This window comes from Marinobacter lacisalsi, from assembly GCF_042651045.1.
GTDB classification, from domain to species: Bacteria; Pseudomonadota; Gammaproteobacteria; order Pseudomonadales; family Oleiphilaceae; genus Marinobacter; species Marinobacter lacisalsi.
Genome location: NZ_JBHSDI010000011.1, coordinates 101,508 through 120,492, shown reverse-complemented (window position 1 = coordinate 120,492; position 18,985 = coordinate 101,508). Strand labels below are relative to the sequence as shown.

Here is an 18,985-nt window from a genome sequence, read left to right as displayed (position 1 = left end):
CAGTCATCTCGACGATGGGAACGGGTGTCAGGCCTCACGAACCCTGAACCGACCAACGATCTCCCGAATCGCCCCGGATTCAAGCCGCAGCGCGTCGCTGACTTCCCGGGTCTGCCCCACCGAACCGACAAGCCGGTCAGCACTTTGGGTCAGGGTATTCGAGCGCCGACCGACCCGTTCAATGTTTTCTCGCTGCGCCACAACGGCCCCATCAATGTTCTGGCTGAGCGCCTCGAGACGTGAAAAGTGTTCATTCAGACTTTCAAGATGCTCTCGCAGGTTATTGAGTTCGAGCCGGTTTTCGTCGCCTGCCCGGTGCATCAGCTGAAGTCGTTGCTCGATGCCTTCGACATTGCCCACCAGCTCACCAACCCATTGGCGGATCTCTCCGGTGGAATCGGCGGTGCGACGTGACAGGGTGCGCACCTCATCAGCCACCACGGCAAAGCCCCGTCCGTGCTCCCCCGCCCTTGCCGCCTCTATGGCAGCATTGAGGGCCAGCAGGTTGGTCTGTTCGGCAATCTCTGCGATCACGCTCACCACCTGCTCTACCTTGCCGGTGGACGAGGACAGACCCTGGATCGCTGCAGAGACTTCGCCAATGACACTGATAGTATGGTCAGCCGCGTCCTCGGAGCGTCGCAAGCCCTGCTGTACACCACGATTGCCCTTGGCTGCCGTCGCTATCGTGGTTCGTGATTCCCGTGCAGCCAAGTCTACATTGTCGGCCTGAACAGTGATTTCATTCATGGACTCGGAAACATCAGCCACCTGATCCCGGGTCTGCCGCGAAGCCAGCTGGACGGTCTCGGCTTCTTCTTCCAGTATCCGTGCCCGCTCATCCAGGGACATCGCCGCCTTACGGGTGTCATGAATAAACTGCTCAAGCCGGGCCACCAAACCACCAATGGCCTTGCTGACGCCTGTCACCTCATCTCGCCCAGATACCTCCGGCGGCGTGCGCAAATCCGAATTGGCTTCCATATGTCGCAGTGCTACTTCAGTGCGCCGTAGCCGCAGGATAACCGTATGCCGCAGCCACAGGGTCATCAGCAAAACAATGGCGAGAAACACCAGCGACCCCGCCACCAGATACCCGCCCTGTCGCTCCATGAAGTCCAGCAGGCTGTCCGCACTGGTCTGAATGGACTGGCGCGTTTCCATCTGCTGCTCGCTGATGGCCGAGAGCATTGGATTGACCGCAGGCATCAGGCGAAAATCCACTACCTGTCCTACCTGGTAGTAGGATTTCGCATCAATGCCTTCAGCCATCGCCTTTAGCAGGGCTTCCACTTCGGCGTAAGACTCCCTGTTTCGGTCCGCCCAGGTTGCCAGCTCCGGGTTTCCGGAGACTGCCTGCCAGCGCTCAGGGAAGCTGGTTTGAATGGTATCGAACTGCTGATCGACCTCATCCCACAACAGTAGCTGGGCCTTGATCTTGTACGACAGGTCCTGAATCCGGCGCAGATCCTGTTCCAGGTCGGTCAGTTGCCAGGACTGCCTGAGCTCATGGTTGACCAGCGAATCCGTCGCTCGGCTGGCCTGATCAATAATGGACCAGGACACCATGGCCAGAGCAGCCAAAGCGGATACAGCCAGAAAGGCAAAGAAGAAGATACGGGCACGGACGGTGGCAAGCATGATGACTCCGAATGGCAATCTGATGTCCGCACCCTATGGCCCTTGTATGACATTCCGGTTTCAATGCTTGCGCAACCTTCCGTAATTACGGTAAAAATTTGTAAAAGGTTAGCTCCTGAATCACAGTAGCCAGAGCCAAGCCGCTGGGCTATGATTGCCGGCTTCCGCAACATTGCACCGGATACCATCCATGAACGCCGCGCTGTTCCGACAGACACTACCGATCCTTTTCGGCTACCTGCCCCTGGGCGTGGCGTTCGGCGTGCTGTTCAGTGCCCAGCTTGATTACGCCTGGTGGTACGCGCCCTTAATGGGCATCACCATCTTCGCCGGTGCCGGCCAGATCCTGGCGGTCAGCCTGATTGCGGCCAAGGTGGGACTGCTGGAAGTGTTTGTCGCCATGTTTGTGCTCAATGCCCGCCACCTGTTTTACGGCCTGTCGCTACTCGGGCAGTTCCGGGGTGCCGGCTGGCGCAAGGCCTACCTGATCTTTGGCCTCACCGACGAAACCTACTCCCTGCTCACCAGCCGCCCAAGACACGGTTCCAGGGAGGAAGAGCAACGCAACGACTTCCGGATCACCCTGCTGAACCAGGGCTACTGGGTAGCCGGTTGCGCACTGGGGGCGCTGCTTGGCGATAACGTCGCTTTCAACAGTACCGGCATCGAGTTCGCGCTGGTCGCGCTGTTCATCGTGCTGACCATCGAACAGTACAAGGCACTCGGCGAAGCCTTTCCCTTGTGGGCCGGGGCGATTGCCGCCGCCGTTTCTGTGGCGGTTCTTCCTTCCGACCAACAGCTGATCGGCGCCGTGGTTCTGGCGACAGTGGCGCTGCTGATGCAGTACCGCCGCAACAGGGTTGGCAGGGGGCAGGCCCATGGATAACACCACGTACATCCTGGCCTTTATAGCCGTGGCGACCGCAGCCACCTTCGCAACCCGGGTGATCCCCTTCCTTTTCCTCTCCCGGCACCATGAGCACCCGTTACTGCTGCATATAGGCCGCTACCTGCCGGCAGCGGTTATGGCGCTGCTGGTGGTCGTGTTCCTGATAAAGTCCGCTCGCTGGACTGCCCCCGCTTTCGGCGCCGATGCCCTGCTACCCTGCGCCGTGGTGATCCTGTTGCATCTCTGGCGCCGCAACGCCCTGCTCTCTATTGTCGCGGGCACTGCGGTCTACATGGCTATCCAGCAGAGTGGCCTGATCGCACTGTAACCAGTCAGGATTTTTTACGGACAATGGTTGCCAAACCCCGAAAAAACCATTACAGTTTGCGCCCTCAAATGAGCGACAAGGTCGCTGATTTGGAACAGTTTATTGGAGAGGTGGCCGAGTGGCTGAAGGCGCACGCCTGGAAAGTGTGTATACGTTAATAGCGTATCGAGGGTTCGAATCCCTCCCTCTCCGCCAATACTAAGAACCCCGGCAGAAATGCCGGGGTTTTTTATTGGGCGATTGAGGAGTGATTTCGCTCGTAACGATCAGGGTTAATTGACCGGTTTCACCACACTGGTATCAGGTTGCTCTGATTCTCCATAGCCCACTTGCCCCTATAACTTACCAATAACCCCCATCCCCCGCTCACAAGGCGCGAGATAGAACCCGCCAAACAGATTGTAGTGATTCAGGAAGTGATAAAGGTTGTAGATCTCACGCTTCGTCGCGTAATCCGCACTGAGTGGCCTGGCTACACGGTAGGCCTCATAGAATGCCGGTCCGAAACCACCAAACATTTCAGTCATGGCGATATCCGCCTCTGAATCGCCGTAGTACACCGCCGGGTCAATCAGCCAGGCAGTGGTATCGTCGAACAGCGCATTACCGGACCACAGGTCACCGTGAAGCAGGCTCGGGCCCTCTACCCTCTCATTCAGCCATTCCGCCAGCCGTTCCCGTTTGGCGTCGAGAATCTCGGTGAAGCGGTCGCGAAGTGCCGCGTCGGTGATCAGGCTGATCTGGTACCCCAGCCGACCCTCCACAAAGAAGTCGCCCCAGGTATCGCTTTCCCGGTTTTTCTGAGGATTCAAACCGATGTAGTTATCACGATGGAAACCATAGCAGCCCTGGGACAGGTTATGTATTCCGGCCAATCCACGGCCGAACTGTCGTAGCACGCTGTCCGACTGCCGCAGGGGGGTAATGGCCGTCATTTCCAGCCTTTCCTCACTGACGGAGTAGACACGGGGTACCCGCAAGCCACTGACACCGGCAATGGTGATGGCCTCCCCCAGCAATTCCAGGCCCTCCGCCTCCCGGAACAGGGCATCCGCAAAACCGGTTTCATTTTTCTTTGTGTACATGGTTCGCCCCCTGGAGCCCAATGACTCCCACGTTGACACCTCTCCGCCGGCATACCCTGTTCTGGTGGCCAGAGAAGGAATACCTACACAATCCCGACACATCCTATGCAAAACCTTGATTATAAAGCGTGATGCCATTCAACTACCGAGCGCCCGACTTGCCTATGAACTGACTCGCACGCCCGGACAATCGGGTATATGATCCATGTCACAGACTGAACCGTGGATCGACAGGTCAGATCCATCGGCGGATAACTATTGTGTTTTAGGCGCTATAATCATGTCTGGAAGCCTTAGTGTCCGTTTGACGAATTCGCACACCAGCTACAAGACGCCGGGATCTTTGGCCACGACACCAGTGCGCACATGGGCTGCCCCCACACCAGGGACTGGCGGCATCGGTCACATATCCCTCAGTGGCCCGGTGGATCAGCGGATTCAGCAAGCGACAAACTAGAATAACCCAATTAACCAGTGCTTCCACCAACCTGCAGTTAAGGAATGTTCAAGAATGGAACTCTCAGCTAACGCCGCACTGACCCCCTGTTCAACCCGTTCAATTCCCGATGATATTCATACGCCCCCTTCCATAGAGCAGGACGCGGCGGTTTATTCCCGTGCCGAAACACTGGTAGCGGACCTGCTCCAGCTCAGCGAGGCCAGCGACCATGATCGCACCCAGGCACAGGCTACCGTAGAAGCCCTGGGAGCCAGTCTGCAAAGGGAGTCTGCCCGCCAGAGCCAGTTACTCCAGGCGCCGGTGGCACAACTGGCGAACCGGGCTGACGATGGCGGTGAGGTGGCCAATGCGCTGGTTAACCTCAAGGTTCAGGTCGAATCCCTCGACCCTGCCGGTTTTGACCTGAGCCCGGGCTGGTGGAGCCGCCTCGCAGGGCGCCTGCCATTCGTGGGCACGCCGCTGAAGCGTTATTTCAGCCGCTACGAGTCGGCCTCCACCGTCATCGCCGCAATCGTCGACTCCCTGAATGCCGGCAAAGAGCAGTTGCAACGGGACAACATCACCCTGAAGGCGGACCAGGCGGATATGCGCCAGTTGAGCGAGAAACTGACCCGTGCCATCGAGACCGGCAAACAGATGGACGCCCACCTTGAACGCGCCATGGAAAGGGAATACGTGAATGACGACACCATGTCCACCTTCATTCAGGAAAAGCTGCTGTTTCCCCTGCGCCAGCGCATCGCTGACCTGCAACAGCAATTAGCGGTGAATCAGCAGGGTATCCTGACCATCGAGGTGATCCTGCAAAACAACCAGGAGTTGGTCCGCGGCGTCGACCGGGCCACCAATGTGACAGTGAGCGCACTGCAGATTGCCGTCACCCTCGCGCTCTCTCTCGCGCACCAGAAAGTGGTTCTGGACAAGATCGACGCCGTCAACAAAACCACCGATCAGCTGATTGCCGGCACCGCCAGTCAGCTTCGCGAACAGGGAGCCAGAATCCAGGCCCAGGCCGCCTCGTCGCAGTTGAACATGGAAACGCTCAAGCGCTCGTTTGAGGACATCAATGCGGCTCTCGATGATATCGCCGGTTTCCGACAGAACGCCCTGCCGGCAATGGGAGAAGCGATTGCCGAGATGAACAGCCTGACCGACAGGGCCGCCCGCCGGATTGATTCCCTGTCGGATGTGCAAGGCCCGAAAATGCGCCTTGAACCTGATCTGGGCTGAACTTAATCTCGAAGGTTTGTGCCTGATCCTCGAAAGCTTCCGGGGCCTGGGGGCACCAGAGGAGATGCAGGAATCCATCCGCCTCCGGCTCTCTGAGTGCCGCCAGGCGGTGGACGCACTTAAGCATCTCGGTACCGAGCTGGCCGAACTCGCGCCACCTGGCTCGGATATGGACTCGGCCATGGAGGAGCTGCAGCGACTCACCCGGCGGGTGTCAGACTATAGGGTGAATTGACAGGGTCAGGTGTCGGGCTTAACGTTAGCAGGCTTTCAATCTGCCCTGATGGCCTCCGTTCATGAACCTCATCGACATCTTCCTTCAGACCCTGGCCACAACGCTGCCAGTGTTTGCCATGGTCTTTATTGGCCTGGGTTTGCGTAAACTCGGCTGGATTGACGCCGCTTTCGTCAATACCGCCTCGGCACTGGTCTTCAAAGCCACGCTTCCCACACTGATTTTCCTCAGTATCCTGCGGGCAGACCTGGATACAGCGCTTAACCCCGGTCTGCTCGGGTTCTTTGCGCTGGCTACCCTCGGCAGTTTTTCGCTGGCCTGGCTATGGGCTCTTTGGCGCGTGCCCAGGGCGGATCGGGGTGTCTACGTTCAGGGCTGCTTTCGCGGTAATTGCGGGATAGTCGGGCTGGCTCTGGCCGCCAGTATGTACGGCGATTACGGCCTGTCCGCCGGAGGTATCCTGCTGGGGCTGGTGATTATCTGCTACAACATCCTGTCGGTGGTGGTGCTGCTCACCTATCAGTCGGAACAGAAGCTTCACTGGGGGCATATCCTCGCCGATATCGGGCGCAACCCGCTGATACTGGCGGTTGTTGTGGCCGTGCCCTTTGCCTGGTGGGAGATTGCTCTGCCGGAATGGGTGATGACCAGCGGCGACTATTTTGCCTCGCTGACCTTGCCCCTGGCCCTGCTTTGTATTGGCGCTACAGTCTCCCTCAGCGCCATTCGCCAGGAGAGCGGCCCGGCCATGGGCGCCACGGCCTTCAAGATGGTCACCCTGCCCGCGCTGTGCACCCTGGCTGCCTGGTTGGCCGGCTTTGAGGGGCGTGAGCTGGGGCTGATGTTCCTGTACTGGGCCAGCCCCACGGCCGCCGCCAGCTTCGTGATGGTGAAAGCCCTGGGCGGCAATGCCCGCATGGCTGCCAATATCGTTGCAATGACCACGCTGCTCGCGAGTATTACCGTGACTCTCGGTGTATTCGTTCTGCAAGGCACCGGAACTATCTGACAGCCTGCCTTACGGGACGGAAGCGCCCAGCCAGGCAGCACCCCTCACGCCGCTGGAGTCGCCATGGGCTGCCCGGACGACAGGTGTGTTGCACTCACCGCCAAATACATACCGCGGGAGCAGAACGGGCAAGGCCTCATAGATGGCCGCCACATTGGACATGCCGCCTCCCAGCACGATGATGTCGGGGTCTACCACATTGACCACCCCCGCCAGCCCCCGGGCCAGCTGGTCGAGCCAGGTGTCCAGGGTTGCCCGTGCCTTCTCCTCCCCTTCACCCGCGGCCTCTACAATCTGGTGTGTAGTGACCGTTTCGCCCCAAAACAGTCGATGGGTCAGGGCCAGGCCGGTGCCCGACAGGAAGGTTTCATTACAGCCATTTCGTCCACAAAAACAGGGGCGTGCATTGAGCTCTTCATCCGGTGTCCAGGGCAAGGGATTGTGCCCCCACTCTCCGGTGACGCCGTTGGGGCCGGTCAGGGGACGCGCATTCACACTGATCCCGGCGCCGCAACCGGTACCAAGAATGGCGGCGAACACCACGTCATGGCCGGCCCCGGCACCGTCGGTGGCCTCGGACAGTGCCAGGCAATTGGCATCGTTGGTGAGGGTCACCCGGCGCCCCAGCAGACGGGAAAGGTCGTCTTCCATAGGCTGACCGTTGAGCCAGGTGGAGTTGCCATTCTTCACCCGACCGGTAACACGGGACACCGAACCGGGTATGCCGACCCCCACGGGCAGATTGCCTGCCCCGGCATGGCTTTCAGCGTCACGGACCAGGTCAGCAATAACCTCCAGGGTACCGGGGTAATCGTTGGCGGGTGTGGGCCGCCGCAGCCGGAAATGCTCGTTGCAGTGGTTATCCAGCAGGATGACCTCGGTCTTGGAGCCGCCAAGATCGATGCCTATCAGCCATTCTGTGGTCATGGGCAGCGGTTACCGGTTAAACAGGTTGATAAGGATCGTCAGTACCACGCTGATAATGATCATGGATGTAATGGGCACAAACACCTGGGTGCGCTCTGAGCGCCAGTTCAGGTCGCCGGGCAGCTTGCCAAACCATTGCACCAGACCCGGTGCGAAATGGAGTATCAATCCGATCACCACCAGAATCACTCCTGCGACAATGAACCAGCGTGCCATGACGACTGCCTCCCGCTTCCGATCATAACGTCTGCGCGACGTTTACAGAATGCAGGAAGGAACCCCCCGACGCAAAGTACCCTGCCATGGTCAATCGGCCTGGCTTTCGGACAGGTTCCGGTCCTGCTCCACGATGATCAGTTCATCGGAGTCAAAGCCTTCAGCCTCGGCAACCGAACGGAAATTCTCCAGGGCCTGGTCACTGACCGTGGGAGTCCGGGACAGGAACCACAGATAATCCCGGTCATATCCGGTGACATAGCTGTACTGGTAGTCTTCCCGGTCCAGCTCGAATACCACGTAGGACGAATAAAAGGGCCCGAAGAAGGACACCTTAAGATGGCCAACGTCTTCATCACCCACAAACCACGCCTTGCCCTCAGCTTCCTGCCACTCGCCCGCTTCCGGCGAATAGCCCCGGTTGATCACCTCAATGCTGCCATCGTCATTGTAGCGGTACTCCGCTACCACATTGGTCAGCCCCTCCTCGAATGAATGGTCAAACCGGGCAATTTCATACCAGGTACCCAGGTATCTGTCGGCGTTGAAGCCGGACACCGGCTCGATTCCGTCCGGAAGGCCGGTACAGGCGGACATGGCGATGCTCAGGGCCACTGTCGGAAACGTTGCCAGGCGCATGATGATTCCTTGTGTGCTGATGGGTTAAACGATTGATACGCGGAAAAGGCCAGTCAGGTTTGCTGATCCCGGGCCTTGCCTTCCCGGATTGTTTCCCGGGCTTCCTGCCGATCCTCGCCGTCAGCTTCCGGGGCCTCGTGTTCGTCGGCCCGGGAGGGCCGGTAGCAAAGGGTCACCAGGATCGGGAAATGGTCAGAGCCAAAATAGTCCAGCCGCTCGATCTGTCTGACCGTGAAATGCTCGCTGGTAAAAACATGATCCAGGGGCCAACGGAGGAACCAGTGCCCGGCGTGAAAGGTGCTGAACATGCCCCGCCCGCGCCGGGGGTCCAACATACTGCTCACCTTGCAGAACAGCCGGGTAGTGCGCGACCAGGCCACATCGTTCAGATCGCCGGCCACCACCGCGGGGTGCCCGGCCTCGCGGATCTCCCTCCCGATCAGCAACAACTCCGCATCCCGCCACAGGGATTCCTTGCTTTCACTGGGCGCCGGTGGACGGGGGTGCACCGCATGGAAGCGGAACCGGTAGCCAGCAGACAGTTTGAGCCAGCCGTGGATGGAGGGAATGTCCTCCTGGATCAGATACTTCACTTCCCATTCCTCCAGGGGCAGCCGGGAATACAGGTGCATGCCGTAAAGGTTGTCCAGGGGAATGCGGATAATGCAGGGCCAGTCGCCAAAGGCCTCGTCCAGCCGGTCTCCCCACCACTGGTCTGATTCCAGGGTGAGCAACACGTCGGGCTGTCGGTTCTGGACCTGGCGCACCAGATCGTCGCTGTTCCGGTTCGAGGTCAGCACGTTGGCGACCATCAGGGTGAAACACCGGTCCTCGTGCCCTGGCTCAGCGGGCCGGACCTGTAAGGGCCACAGGCGGGTCCATGGGAGGATGCGCGACACCTGTACGACCAGTACAAACAGCCCGGCCCCCAGTACCCACCAGCGCCAGGGCGTGCTGGCAAGGGGCGAGAGTAGCACCACCGCCAGCGCGAGGGTTGCTATCTGCAGACGGGGGAATTCACAGGCCCTGGCCCACCAGTCATGAATCGGCACCCTGCCCAATACCGTGACCGCGACAAGTACCAGGGCGGCGCCGAGAAGAATAGGTCCTGTCATGTAATCTCCCGGCTCCAGTGGGTTCAGCGACGGCCTTGGTTATCCTGGTGTCCCTATATTTATACACCACCATAGCAAACACCATGGCTTTTCCGGTATGCGAGAATCACGACTTTGCCTTGCCGCCAGCTGACAGCTGAGCACACAAAACATGACCACACTATCCGGCATTGGTAATATCGGCTGTCGGTGGGTCAGAAGAAACGCTCAGGTTCGCCATCGCACCGTCAAAAAAAAGGACCCCGAAGGGTCCTCAAGAGGCTTGGTGCGGTTGACTCACCGGCCTGCCGTTGGGCGGTATTGGGTCTGGCCCAGCAAGACCGTATCCGGCACCGGCTCTGCCATGGTCGACTCCGCCTCCGGTAACTCGAACACGTGATAGGCTTCCGGTCCGAAAGGATCAAGCGCTGTACCAAGATACTGGAAACTTTCGGGTACCGGGTCACCGGAGAAAGCCACCCTGAACTGACCCTCGACCGTCGGGGTCACCACGTTCAATGGCTGCTCAACCCAGAGATAGACCCCCTTCTCCGCGACCAGGTATTCACACCGAACCACACGGAATCCGCGCTTCAGCGTGAGACGGGTCGGCTCCTTGCCGGGGTTGATGCGGAACTTGTGAATGGTTTTCATGGTGCAGTCTCCTGTATGGAACACGACCTCATGGTGCATCTCAGGAGATTCGAGATAAATCAACTTTATTGATCAATATTCTTCGGTTTTTTCGAAGTATTTTCCAGGTCCGGTCTCGGCTCCACAATAGCGGCGACAGCGGGGTGCTGAATCTGCCCGGATCGAGTGACCGCGTACAGAACGTCCTGCACATCGTCGATTCGGGCTACCGTTTCCACCTGGTATTGACGGCAGACTTCATCCTCAATCGCCGAAGGCGCTGCGAAATAACCCAGCCCCTGGCGCCCGAAGACCTTGATCAGCGCGCTGTCGTCCACTTCAGCCACTACCCGCACCCTTACCTGATTGCCGGCAAACCAGTTCATCAGCTCGGTAAAATAGGGGGCATCCACCGACGTGGCAAGAAAGGGCGCGCCATCCAGGCTTGCGGGAAAATTCGCTCTGAGAGCACTTGCCAACGGTTCAGTGGCAAACAGGGAAATGGACGAGCGGGCCAGACGATAGGCCCTCAACGCCCCGGCCTGGCTGGAGTCCGGCTGCCGGTCCGTCAACACCACTTCCAGTTCTTTCCTTGCGAGCCGTTCCAGCAAACTGTTGGTATCACCGGTCCGGCAATGCATGCGCACTTCACGGCTCAGACCCAGGGCCGGTTCCAGCAGGTGATACCCAATGAGTTTATGAATCGACGCCGACAAACCGACCGTCAGGGTCAATGGGCGGTTTTCCGGCGGCTGCCGGACCATCTCCGCGAGGGAGTCGGCGGTGGTGAACATATCATCAGCATAGCGGTAAACCGCCTGGCCGAAATCCGTCAGTTTCAGGGTGCGGTTACGGCGAAGGAACAACGCGCCACCCAGCTCACTTTCCAGGGTTGCGAGCTGACCGCTGAGGGTCTGGGGCGTAAGGTCCAGCACTTCGCTGGCGCGCTGGACCCCACCTTCCCGGGCAATGACCCAGAAATAGTAAAGGTGGCGGAAGTTGATTGGATTCATCCGGGTGGCTCCGCTGAAAGCCTGCGCATACGGTTACTTACGACGGTAGATAATACCGGGATGGCACTGGACCATTTCATACAGGTCGGACAGGCCATTGAGCGATTCCGAAGCCCCCAGTATGAGGTACCCCCCCGGATTCAGGCAGCTGTGCATACGGGTGAGAATGTCCCGTTTGTGGTCAGCGGAAAAGTAGATCAGCACGTTCCGGCAGAATATCAGGTCAAACCGGCCCAGGGCGTAGCGGTCCATCAGGTTCAGTTCCCGGAATTCCACCATTCGCTGGACCTGGGGCTTCACCTTCCAGCCGCCGCTGGGCAACGCGGTAAAAAAGTGGCGTAATCGTTCCTGAGAGAGTCCCCGCCCCAGAGCCAGCATCTCGTACTCGCCACGCTTCGCCATCTCCAGCACCGACTTGGAAATATCCGTGGCGGTGATCTTTACCTCGTTTTTCAGGCGCCCGGGCTGGAACCGCTTGTACTCCTCAATCGCCATGGCGATTGAGTACGGCTCCTGTCCGGTCGAACAGGCTGCGGACCAGATTCTCAGGGGCTGGGTCGTGCCCCTGGCGGCCAGCTCCGGCAACAGCTTCTCGGACAGGATCCGGAACGGGTGGGTATCCCGGAACCAGAGGGTCTCGTTAGTGGTCATTGCATCAATGACCGTTTCCTTGATCTGCCTGGATCCGGGTCGTTGAAGGCGCTGAAGCAGGTCTCCCAGGGAGTCCAGCCCGTTGTCTTCCAGCAACCGACGCAGGCGACTCTTGACCAGATAGTGCTTGTTGTCGCCAAGCAGGATGCCGGACGCTTCCTGCAGAAATTTCTTGAACGCGTCGTATTCCTGTGGAGTGATATCGGCTTTCATCGAGTCTCTGCAGTCGTTTGCTATATCGGCCGGCGGCGCGGCCGGGCGGCACCCTTATTCTCGGTCGAGTATTTCCATGACACGCTCGGCAAGTTCGTCGGGGCTGAACTTTGCCATGAAATCGTCAGCACCCACCTTCTGCACCATGGCGCGGTTGAAGATGCCGCTCAGGGACGTGTGAAGCATAATGTACAGATCTCTGAGTGCCGGGTCATTCTTGCAGCGCGCGACCAGAGTGTAGCCGTCCATCTCGGGCATCTCCACATCGGAAATCACCATGGAAACATGGTCGGTCACCTTGCTGCCGTCAGCCACGAGGCCCTGCAGGTAATCCAGCGCCTGTTTGCCGTCGTTGCGGGATTCCACCTCCAGCCCGATGGCGGTCAGGCAGCGGATCATCTGACGCCGTGCCACTGATGAGTCGTCCACCACCAGGACCGGTCTGGACGCGCTGCGATCCCGGGTATTCTTCGACAGAATGTCTTCGGCGACGTCTTCTTTCAGAGGTGAAACCTCCGACAGGATCTTTTCCACATCGATCACTTCCACCAGGGCATCGTCCATGCGGGTTACCGCCGTCAGATACACCTCACGACCTGCGCCTTTGGGCGGCGGCAGGATATCCTCCCAGTTCATATTGACGATACGATCAACACCGGAGACGAGGAAGCCCTGGGTGCGGCGATTGTATTCGGTAATGATCACAAAGCTGGTCGCAATCTGATCCGCGGGCAGTGCCGGGCCCCGGATGGCCATGGACAGGTCGATGATGGGAATGGTTTCACCACGGATATGGGCCACGCCCCGCACCATGGACCGACTGTTGGGAATGGAGGTCAGTCTGGGGCACTGCAGCACTTCCTTGACCTTGAACACGTTGATGCCATAGAGCTGCCTGCCCTGTAGCCGGAACAGCAGCAACTCCAGGCGGTTTTCCCCTACCAGCTGGGTGCGTTGGTTAACACTGTCAAGGACGCCTGCCATTTGAAACTCCCGAAAATGGTTATGGCAGCTTACCGGCTTGTGTCCGTCGGCAGATCCGGGAACGGCACGGTAGTTGCTTCATTATGATTGACTGGTCAGAACGTGGTTAAAGCGTCAGAAACCCGACGCGCCAGCCTGACACATGCACTGCCTACACATTGTAGCGTTGCTTGCGGCTAGCGTGTGTAACGGCTGGTATCCGGGAAAGTTTAGAGTTTTTGATGACCGGATTGGCCCGGCCGCCGATCACGTTTCCTGACACCTTTTCAGACAGCATAGGACAAAGCCGGCTCAATGCGCATACTTCTGCCACTCGTGCTTATCGTTATCCAGGGGACCACGACCGCCCTTGCGGCAGCACAAACCGGCCCGGACGACATCGTCGGCGCCGGCCGCGCGTTCATGGAGCGCTACGCCGGGGAGCTTGAGTCGCAAGGTCTGGAGGCGGAATACGCGCTTGGCAGCCTGGACCCCAGACTGTCACTGGCACCCTGTGACGACGACCAGATTGCCGTGGAATTCAGCAGTGACCCGATGCAGAGTACGCAGCCGTCGCTGCTGGTTTCCTGCGAGGGTGAACGCCCCTGGCGCATGTACCTGTCCGTGTCCCTGGATATCTACGGTGATGCCCTTGTGGCGGCACGTCCGCTGAACCGTGGCGACCGCATCAGCCAGTCTATGGTGACCACCGAGCGGATCGTGGTAAATGCCATCCGCCAGGGCACCATTACCCGCCCCGAGAATCTGATCGGGCTGGAACTGAAGCGCCCGGTCCGGGCCGGAACGCCGTTCACCCCCCACCTTGTGACCAGCCCCGATGCCGTGTCCCGCGGTGACCATGTTATGATTACCGCACGCAGCAAGGCTTTCGCCGTCCGTACGCGGGGCAAGGCACTGGGCAATGCCCGGGTCGGTGAGCAGGTACGGGTGGAGAACCTGTCGTCTGCCCGCACGGTACGTGCCCGGGTGGTCGCCCCCGGGCAAGTGGAAATAGCCATGTAATGATCGGCAAGGGCCTGCCAGTAACGGCAAACCATTGCCGTCGGCAGCCCCTTTAAGAGGCGGAGAGTGAACAGTGTCACTCCGCTACAGAAAGATGAACAAAGTTTTACTCAAGAAAGGGCCCGACCCGTCGATAAACGGGTAAGAATCAAATTTCGCCCGCCACGGAGCGGCACATTGCAGAGAAGGTATCGTCATGGCAGTTAACTTTAACGGGATTGGCAACAACCAGGTTAACTCCCCCACAACCAGCACCGACAAGGCACCGAACGCCAAAAGTGGAAACCAGTCGGCCTCGACCGAACAGGCGTCACGGCAGGCACCGGCGGCCCGTGGGGAGAACGTCAACCTGAGCAGGCAGGCCAAGGAGCTCAGGCAGATGGGAGATAAACTGGAGAGCTATCCGGAAGTGGATGACAGCCGCGTGGAACAGATCCGCGCAGCGCTGGCAGATGGCTCCTACAAGGTGGATGCCGAGAAAGTGGCCCAGAAAATGCTTGAGATGGATGAAAGCATTTTTGGGTGAGGTAAACCATGTCCGCCGTAGACAAACTCCAGGGTCTTCTCGACCAGGATCTTGACCAACTCCAGCAGCTCAGAACCCTGCTGGGGGAAGAAAAAACCCTGTTGGCCAACGCCGACGTTCGCAGTATTGAACCGCTGACAGAGACAAAGAACACGCTCCTGTCGGCGGTCCGCGACCGCGCCCGCCAGAAAGTCCACCTGCTGGTGGAAATGGGATTTCGACCGGATCAAGGCCACCCCTCCCGCTTTATCCGCAGCGCAGGCCTTACCGAGCTCTACCAGCGCTGGGAATCCGCCCAGGCCACCCTTGCTGAGTGCCACGCCCTCAACCAGCAGAACAGCAAAGTGGTCAGTCACCTGCAGGCCCGGCTGGCAAAACTGACGGATATCTTCCGTGGCAGTTCAGGTCAGCAGAAGCTTTACGGGGCGAGTGGCCAGCAAACCTCCGTCGGCCAGCGCAATATCCTGGCCAGCGCCTGATTCCGGGCCGGGCTCCCCGGCTCTTGCGGCTCGGTATTACCAGCTACAACAAAGTAGAAGAATTGGTAATCTCGCCGGTTACCGGGTCACCGGTCTTGCTGATTCTGGTAGACTCCAGTCGGTCACTTATCGAATGGAGCCTGCCATGGATCGCCTCTCAACCCGCACTATCGCTACTCAACTGATTCGCGTCCTCGGACCGCTGCTAACGGCATTGATCATGCTTGGTGTCGTGGCTCCCGCCCAGGCCCAGGACAGCTCCGATGACAACGACACCCTGCCTGAGGTGCGGGTTTCCACCACTGAAGGCGCATTCACTGTCCGCCTGCGCCCTGACATTGCCCCGCTTACCGTCGCCAACTTTCTGGAATACGTTGAAGAAGGCTTCTACGACGGCACGGTATTCCACCGCGTCATTCCCGGGTTCATGGTCCAGGGTGGCGGGTTCGACAAGAACCTGAACAAGAAAACGACGGGCGACCCCATAGTCAATGAATCCCGGCAAACCGCCAAGAACCTGCGCGGCACCCTGGCCATGGCCCGCACCCGGGACCCTGATTCCGCCACCGCCCAGTTCTTTGTCAACCTGGTGGACAACCCCCACCTGGACGCCACGGCATCCCGCCAGGGTTATGCCGTTTTCGGCACAATTACCGAAGGGATCAGCGTGATTGATGCCATCGCCCGGGTCCAGACCACTCGTGCCAAGGGCATGTCTGACGTACCGGTCGACCCCGTCATCATCGAATCCATCCGTCTGGTTGATGACGAGCAATAGACCATGAATCAGGACACTCCGATGCTGCCCTCGATTGAACCGGCAACACTGGAATGGCGAGAAGGCCAGCCTGTGTCCGCCCGCTTCGGTGATGTCTACTTCAGCCGCGAGAACGGCCTGGAAGAATCCCGGTATGTGTTCCTGGCCCATAACCGTCTTCCTGAACGCTTCGCCAACCTCAAAGCTGGCGATACCTTCGTCGTGGCGGAGACCGGATTCGGAACCGGGCTGAATTTCCTGGCCACGTGGCAGGCGTTCCGGGACCAGGCACCGAGCGGCGCCAGGCTGCATTTTGTATCCGTCGAGCGCTATCCACTGACTTCCGACGATCTTCGCCAGGCACTATCACTCTGGCCCGAACTGGAGTCGCTGGCGGATGAACTCTGCGAGCAGTACCCGCCGCTGGTCGTGGGCAACCACCGGCTTGTACTGGCGTCCGGCGATGTCCGTCTGACCCTCTATTTTGGTGATGCCCTGGAAGCGCTCGGCGAGTTAACATTCGAAGCCGACGCCTGGTTCCTCGACGGCTTCGCCCCGGCCTGCAACCCGGGGCTGTGGAACACGTCAATCATTGAGCAGATAAGGCAGCACAGCCGCCCGGGTGCCAGCCTGGCCACGTTCACGGCAGCAGGTTATATCCGACGTGCCCTGGCCGATGCCGGCTTCGCGGTTCAGCGGGTGCCCGGCTTTGGCCCCAAGCGGGACATGATAAGGGGTGACCTACCGCCCGACGGGCAGAATACCGGTGACGGCAACGGGTCGATACTGGTGGTCGGTGCCGGCATAGCTGGTTCGCTGCTGGCCCGCAACCTGGCTGACCGGGGTCGCACGGTAATCGTCGCTGACCGGGGGGAGGCACCGGGCACCGGTGCCTCGGGCAACGCCCAGGGCGCCCTGTATGCCAAGTTGGGCGTCCAGTTCAATGACCAGACCCGGCTCAGTCTCGCCGCTTTGCTCCACGCGCAGCGCTACTACCCGGCAAACACCCCCCGGGTGTGGCACGGCACCGGGCTGCTGATGATGGCCGGCTCAGAGCACGAACGGCTTCGCCAACAGAAGTTCCTGCAACAGAACGAGTACCCGGACCGTATCCTGACACCGGTATCCGCCGAGCAGGCCCGCTCTCTCACGGGTGTTCCATGCCCCCATGGTGGGCTCTGGTTCCCCGGCTCTGGCTGGCTGGAACCCTACAGGCTGTGCACCACGCTGCTTGACCACCCCAACATCCGGACGGAATTCGGCTTCCGCGCCACTCGCCTGCTGCCCTGCAACAACCGCTGGTGCCTCTCCGGTGAGGGCCGCCAGGACCTGATAGCCGACGCGGTGGTCATCGCCGCTGGCCACGAAACCCGCAAGCTGATGCCGGTTCTGGGTGAATTCCGCATGAAGGCAATCCGTGGTCAGGTCACCAGCCTGCCTTCAGGCGCACTGACCGCGACACCAAAGGCGGTAGTCGCCGGAACCCGCTACCTCAATCCGCCCATGAACGGCCTGGCCGTTACCGGGGCTACCTTTGACTTGCACGATTCCGATCCACAGGAGCGGCTCAGCAGTCACCAGGAAAACATTGCAGGGTTGGAGTCGATGATACCGGGGCTGCTGTCCTGTGACGACCTGGCATCATCGGTTTCAGGGCGGGTATCTTTCCGCTGTACCACCCACGACTATCAGCCAGTGGTCGGTGCACTGGTCAATGGTGATGGCCGGGTGCTGGACGGGGCCTGGCTTTTTACCGGCCTAGGGAGCAAGGGGCTGATGTGGGCACCCCTGCTGGCTGAACACCTGGCAGACTGCCTGACTGGCCAGCCCGCGGCCCTGCCACGGTCGCTTGCCCGAAGGGTCGACCCCAAACGCTGCCTGGCGGAACCAGTCGACACGGGTGTCCCGGTTGGATAATTCGCTGATCTACTGAGCCACTGGGAGCCTTGAGAGCAAGTCGCGACGCCGGGGCCAGCGAACTCACCAACCGGGACACTAGCCAGATTATCTGGTTTGAGGTCCAGTTTTTGTCGTAACGGCCGATAAACGGGTATAAATTGGCTACGGCACTTTTGCAGTTTTCCGATCCTGATAGTGGGAGATTTGCCAGAGCGCCTGGTTACCGGACCTTCAGGAGCAGTCATGGCTATACACGTAAGCGAACCGGGGCGGCCGACGGGAACGCGGCTACCGGAGATTTTTCGCAACCGACGCGTGGGTACGCTGGAACAGACCAGCGAAACCAACGCCATGCGGGAAAGCAGTGAAGAAATCTCCGATGGCACTTTCCAGCAGGCTCGGGAGGTCAACGCACGACGGGCCGTGGCCCATTACAGCCAGGCCGAGGAGTCCGAACCTGAGCCCGAGCGCGCCTATCTTCCGGTCAGTCGTGTCTGCAGCCCCTGGCTCCATTCCCTGCCCGCTGAATATACCCTGGCCGATGCCCTGGATGAGATGGAGGAGCATGGCGTTCATCACATGGTGATCACGTCTGGCGGCATGGTCGGTGGTCTGGTGGATACCCGATGGATCCTCAACTGGCTGCACGAGAACCGGGATCAGGATGTGTCCCGAAGCTTCCAGCACATCGAGTTACCGGCCTTCCTGACCGCTTCCCCGGAAACCGATGCCCACCAACTGGCCCGCCTGATGCTGGCCCACCAGCTGGATGCCGCTCTGGTTGTAGGTGCCGATGGCAGCCCTACCGGCATTATCACCAGTACGGATTATCTGAGGCTTTATGCGAGTCTTAGTCAACAGGAAGGCGAGGTTTAGAGGAAGGACGGGGCTCAATCATTCGAGGCCTGCACCCAGATTCGAGCACGTGAGGTGAGGACCTTTTCCGGGACCTTCAAAAACAGGGGTGGAACGCGTCAGCGTTTCACGGGCCGGCCATGGACGGTCGGCCCTGGACCTTTACGGCGACGCAGGAGCAATTAGCCGTAAAGGTTTTTGAAGAGCTACGACCGCCATG

General features: G+C 59.6%; 21 protein-coding genes and 1 tRNA gene. 12 read left to right on the top strand and 10 right to left on the bottom strand.

The genetic code is table 11. The annotated features are described in order from the left end of the window. Positions 1–27: 27 nt before the first annotated feature. A complete protein-coding gene (locus ACFOZ5_RS08010; protein WP_379886512.1) occupies positions 28–1,641 on the bottom strand; it encodes a methyl-accepting chemotaxis protein in 1,614 nt (537 codons plus the stop codon). A 190-nt stretch (positions 1,642–1,831) separates the two neighbouring features. Here ACFOZ5_RS08010 and ACFOZ5_RS08005 point away from each other — a divergent pair, with 190 nt between their 5' ends. From ACFOZ5_RS08005 to ACFOZ5_RS07995, 3 genes are all read left to right on the top strand, one after another. Beyond that, entirely contained in the window at positions 1,832–2,527 is a 696-nt protein-coding gene (locus ACFOZ5_RS08005; RefSeq protein ID WP_379886511.1) for an AzlC family ABC transporter permease, read from the top strand. Then, on the top strand, positions 2,520–2,858 hold the full coding sequence (locus ACFOZ5_RS08000; RefSeq protein ID WP_379886510.1) for a branched-chain amino acid transporter permease: 339 nt from the start codon (positions 2,520–2,522) through the stop codon (positions 2,856–2,858). Before ACFOZ5_RS08005 ends, ACFOZ5_RS08000 begins: the two co-directional genes overlap by 8 nt. 104 nt (positions 2,859–2,962) lie before the next feature. Continuing rightward, positions 2,963–3,053: transfer RNA gene (locus tag ACFOZ5_RS07995), tRNA-Ser, on the top strand. 140 nt (positions 3,054–3,193) lie between these two features. On the opposite strand, the gene ACFOZ5_RS07990 is transcribed toward ACFOZ5_RS07995, so the two are convergent. Beyond that, positions 3,194–4,045, bottom strand: a complete 852-nt coding sequence (locus ACFOZ5_RS07990; protein ID WP_379886509.1) for a fructosamine kinase family protein — start codon at positions 4,043–4,045, stop codon at positions 3,194–3,196. A 409-nt stretch (positions 4,046–4,454) separates the two neighbouring features. On the opposite strand from ACFOZ5_RS07990, the gene ACFOZ5_RS07985 reads away from it, so the two are divergent. The 3 genes from ACFOZ5_RS07985 to ACFOZ5_RS07975 all read left to right on the top strand — a co-directional run bounded on the left by ACFOZ5_RS07985 (position 4,455) and on the right by ACFOZ5_RS07975 (position 6,877). Further along, the gene (locus tag ACFOZ5_RS07985; protein WP_379886508.1) at positions 4,455–5,633 is read left to right on the top strand and encodes a toxic anion resistance protein; all 1,179 of its coding nucleotides are present in this window, start codon (positions 4,455–4,457) and stop codon (positions 5,631–5,633) included. Beyond that, positions 5,614–5,868: a hypothetical protein gene (locus tag ACFOZ5_RS07980; RefSeq protein WP_379886507.1), complete on the top strand. Its 255-nt coding sequence runs from the start codon at positions 5,614–5,616 to the stop codon at positions 5,866–5,868. Before ACFOZ5_RS07985 ends, ACFOZ5_RS07980 begins: the two co-directional genes overlap by 20 nt. 61 nt (positions 5,869–5,929) lie before the next feature. After that, positions 5,930–6,877: an AEC family transporter gene (locus tag ACFOZ5_RS07975; protein WP_379886506.1), complete on the top strand. Its 948-nt coding sequence runs from the start codon at positions 5,930–5,932 to the stop codon at positions 6,875–6,877. A gap of 9 nt (positions 6,878–6,886) precedes the next feature. Here the strand turns inward: ACFOZ5_RS07975 and ACFOZ5_RS07970 are convergent, their stop codons facing one another. The 8 genes from ACFOZ5_RS07970 to ACFOZ5_RS07935 all read right to left on the bottom strand — a co-directional run bounded on the left by ACFOZ5_RS07970 (position 6,887) and on the right by ACFOZ5_RS07935 (position 13,247). Next, a complete protein-coding gene (locus ACFOZ5_RS07970; RefSeq protein ID WP_379886505.1) occupies positions 6,887–7,804 on the bottom strand; it encodes an ROK family protein in 918 nt (305 codons plus the stop codon). 9 nt (positions 7,805–7,813) lie between these two features. Further along, complete coding sequence (locus ACFOZ5_RS07965) at positions 7,814–8,020, bottom strand: DUF2905 domain-containing protein (RefSeq protein ID WP_379886504.1); 207 nt, start codon at positions 8,018–8,020, stop codon at positions 7,814–7,816. Positions 8,021–8,110: 90 nt separating this feature from the next. Further along, complete coding sequence (locus tag ACFOZ5_RS07960) at positions 8,111–8,659, bottom strand: lipocalin family protein (RefSeq protein ID WP_379886503.1); 549 nt, start codon at positions 8,657–8,659, stop codon at positions 8,111–8,113. A 53-nt stretch (positions 8,660–8,712) separates the two neighbouring features. Then, positions 8,713–9,774, bottom strand: a complete 1,062-nt coding sequence (locus ACFOZ5_RS07955) for an endonuclease/exonuclease/phosphatase family protein (RefSeq protein WP_379886502.1) — start codon at positions 9,772–9,774, stop codon at positions 8,713–8,715. Positions 9,775–10,050: 276 nt separating this feature from the next. Next, positions 10,051–10,407: a DUF7352 domain-containing protein gene (locus ACFOZ5_RS07950; RefSeq protein ID WP_379886501.1), complete on the bottom strand. Its 357-nt coding sequence runs from the start codon at positions 10,405–10,407 to the stop codon at positions 10,051–10,053. 65 nt (positions 10,408–10,472) lie between these two features. Then, positions 10,473–11,399 carry a LysR family transcriptional regulator gene (locus ACFOZ5_RS07945; RefSeq protein ID WP_379886500.1) on the bottom strand — a complete coding sequence of 309 codons (927 nt, stop codon included), beginning with the start codon at positions 11,397–11,399 and terminating at the stop codon, positions 10,473–10,475. A gap of 33 nt (positions 11,400–11,432) precedes the next feature. Next, positions 11,433–12,263, bottom strand: a complete 831-nt coding sequence (locus tag ACFOZ5_RS07940; protein WP_379886499.1) for a CheR family methyltransferase — start codon at positions 12,261–12,263, stop codon at positions 11,433–11,435. 54 nt (positions 12,264–12,317) lie between these two features. Then, on the bottom strand, positions 12,318–13,247 hold the full coding sequence (locus ACFOZ5_RS07935) for a chemotaxis protein CheV (protein WP_379886498.1): 930 nt from the start codon (positions 13,245–13,247) through the stop codon (positions 12,318–12,320). A gap of 294 nt (positions 13,248–13,541) precedes the next feature. Here ACFOZ5_RS07935 and flgA point away from each other — a divergent pair, with 294 nt between their 5' ends. The 6 genes from flgA (at position 13,542) to ACFOZ5_RS07905 (ending at position 18,786) form a co-directional block, all read left to right on the top strand. Next, entirely contained in the window at positions 13,542–14,249 is a 708-nt protein-coding gene (gene flgA / locus ACFOZ5_RS07930; RefSeq protein ID WP_379886497.1) for a flagellar basal body P-ring formation chaperone FlgA, read from the top strand. Between the two features lie 196 nt (positions 14,250–14,445). Further along, on the top strand, positions 14,446–14,775 hold the full coding sequence (gene flgM, locus ACFOZ5_RS07925) for a flagellar biosynthesis anti-sigma factor FlgM (protein WP_379886496.1): 330 nt from the start codon (positions 14,446–14,448) through the stop codon (positions 14,773–14,775). A gap of 8 nt (positions 14,776–14,783) precedes the next feature. Next, positions 14,784–15,254 carry a flagella synthesis protein FlgN gene (locus ACFOZ5_RS07920; RefSeq protein ID WP_379886495.1) on the top strand — a complete coding sequence of 157 codons (471 nt, stop codon included), beginning with the start codon at positions 14,784–14,786 and terminating at the stop codon, positions 15,252–15,254. A 145-nt stretch (positions 15,255–15,399) separates the two neighbouring features. Beyond that, positions 15,400–16,032, top strand: coding sequence for a peptidylprolyl isomerase (locus ACFOZ5_RS07915; RefSeq protein WP_379886494.1), 633 nt, complete (start codon positions 15,400–15,402; stop codon positions 16,030–16,032). Between the two features lie 3 nt (positions 16,033–16,035). Next, entirely contained in the window at positions 16,036–17,928 is a 1,893-nt protein-coding gene (mnmC, locus tag ACFOZ5_RS07910; RefSeq protein ID WP_379886493.1) for a bifunctional tRNA (5-methylaminomethyl-2-thiouridine)(34)-methyltransferase MnmD/FAD-dependent 5-carboxymethylaminomethyl-2-thiouridine(34) oxidoreductase MnmC, read from the top strand. Between the two features lie 225 nt (positions 17,929–18,153). Further along, the gene (locus ACFOZ5_RS07905) at positions 18,154–18,786 is read left to right on the top strand and encodes a CBS domain-containing protein (protein ID WP_379886492.1); all 633 of its coding nucleotides are present in this window, start codon (positions 18,154–18,156) and stop codon (positions 18,784–18,786) included. The last annotated feature ends 199 nt before the right edge of the window (positions 18,787–18,985 follow it).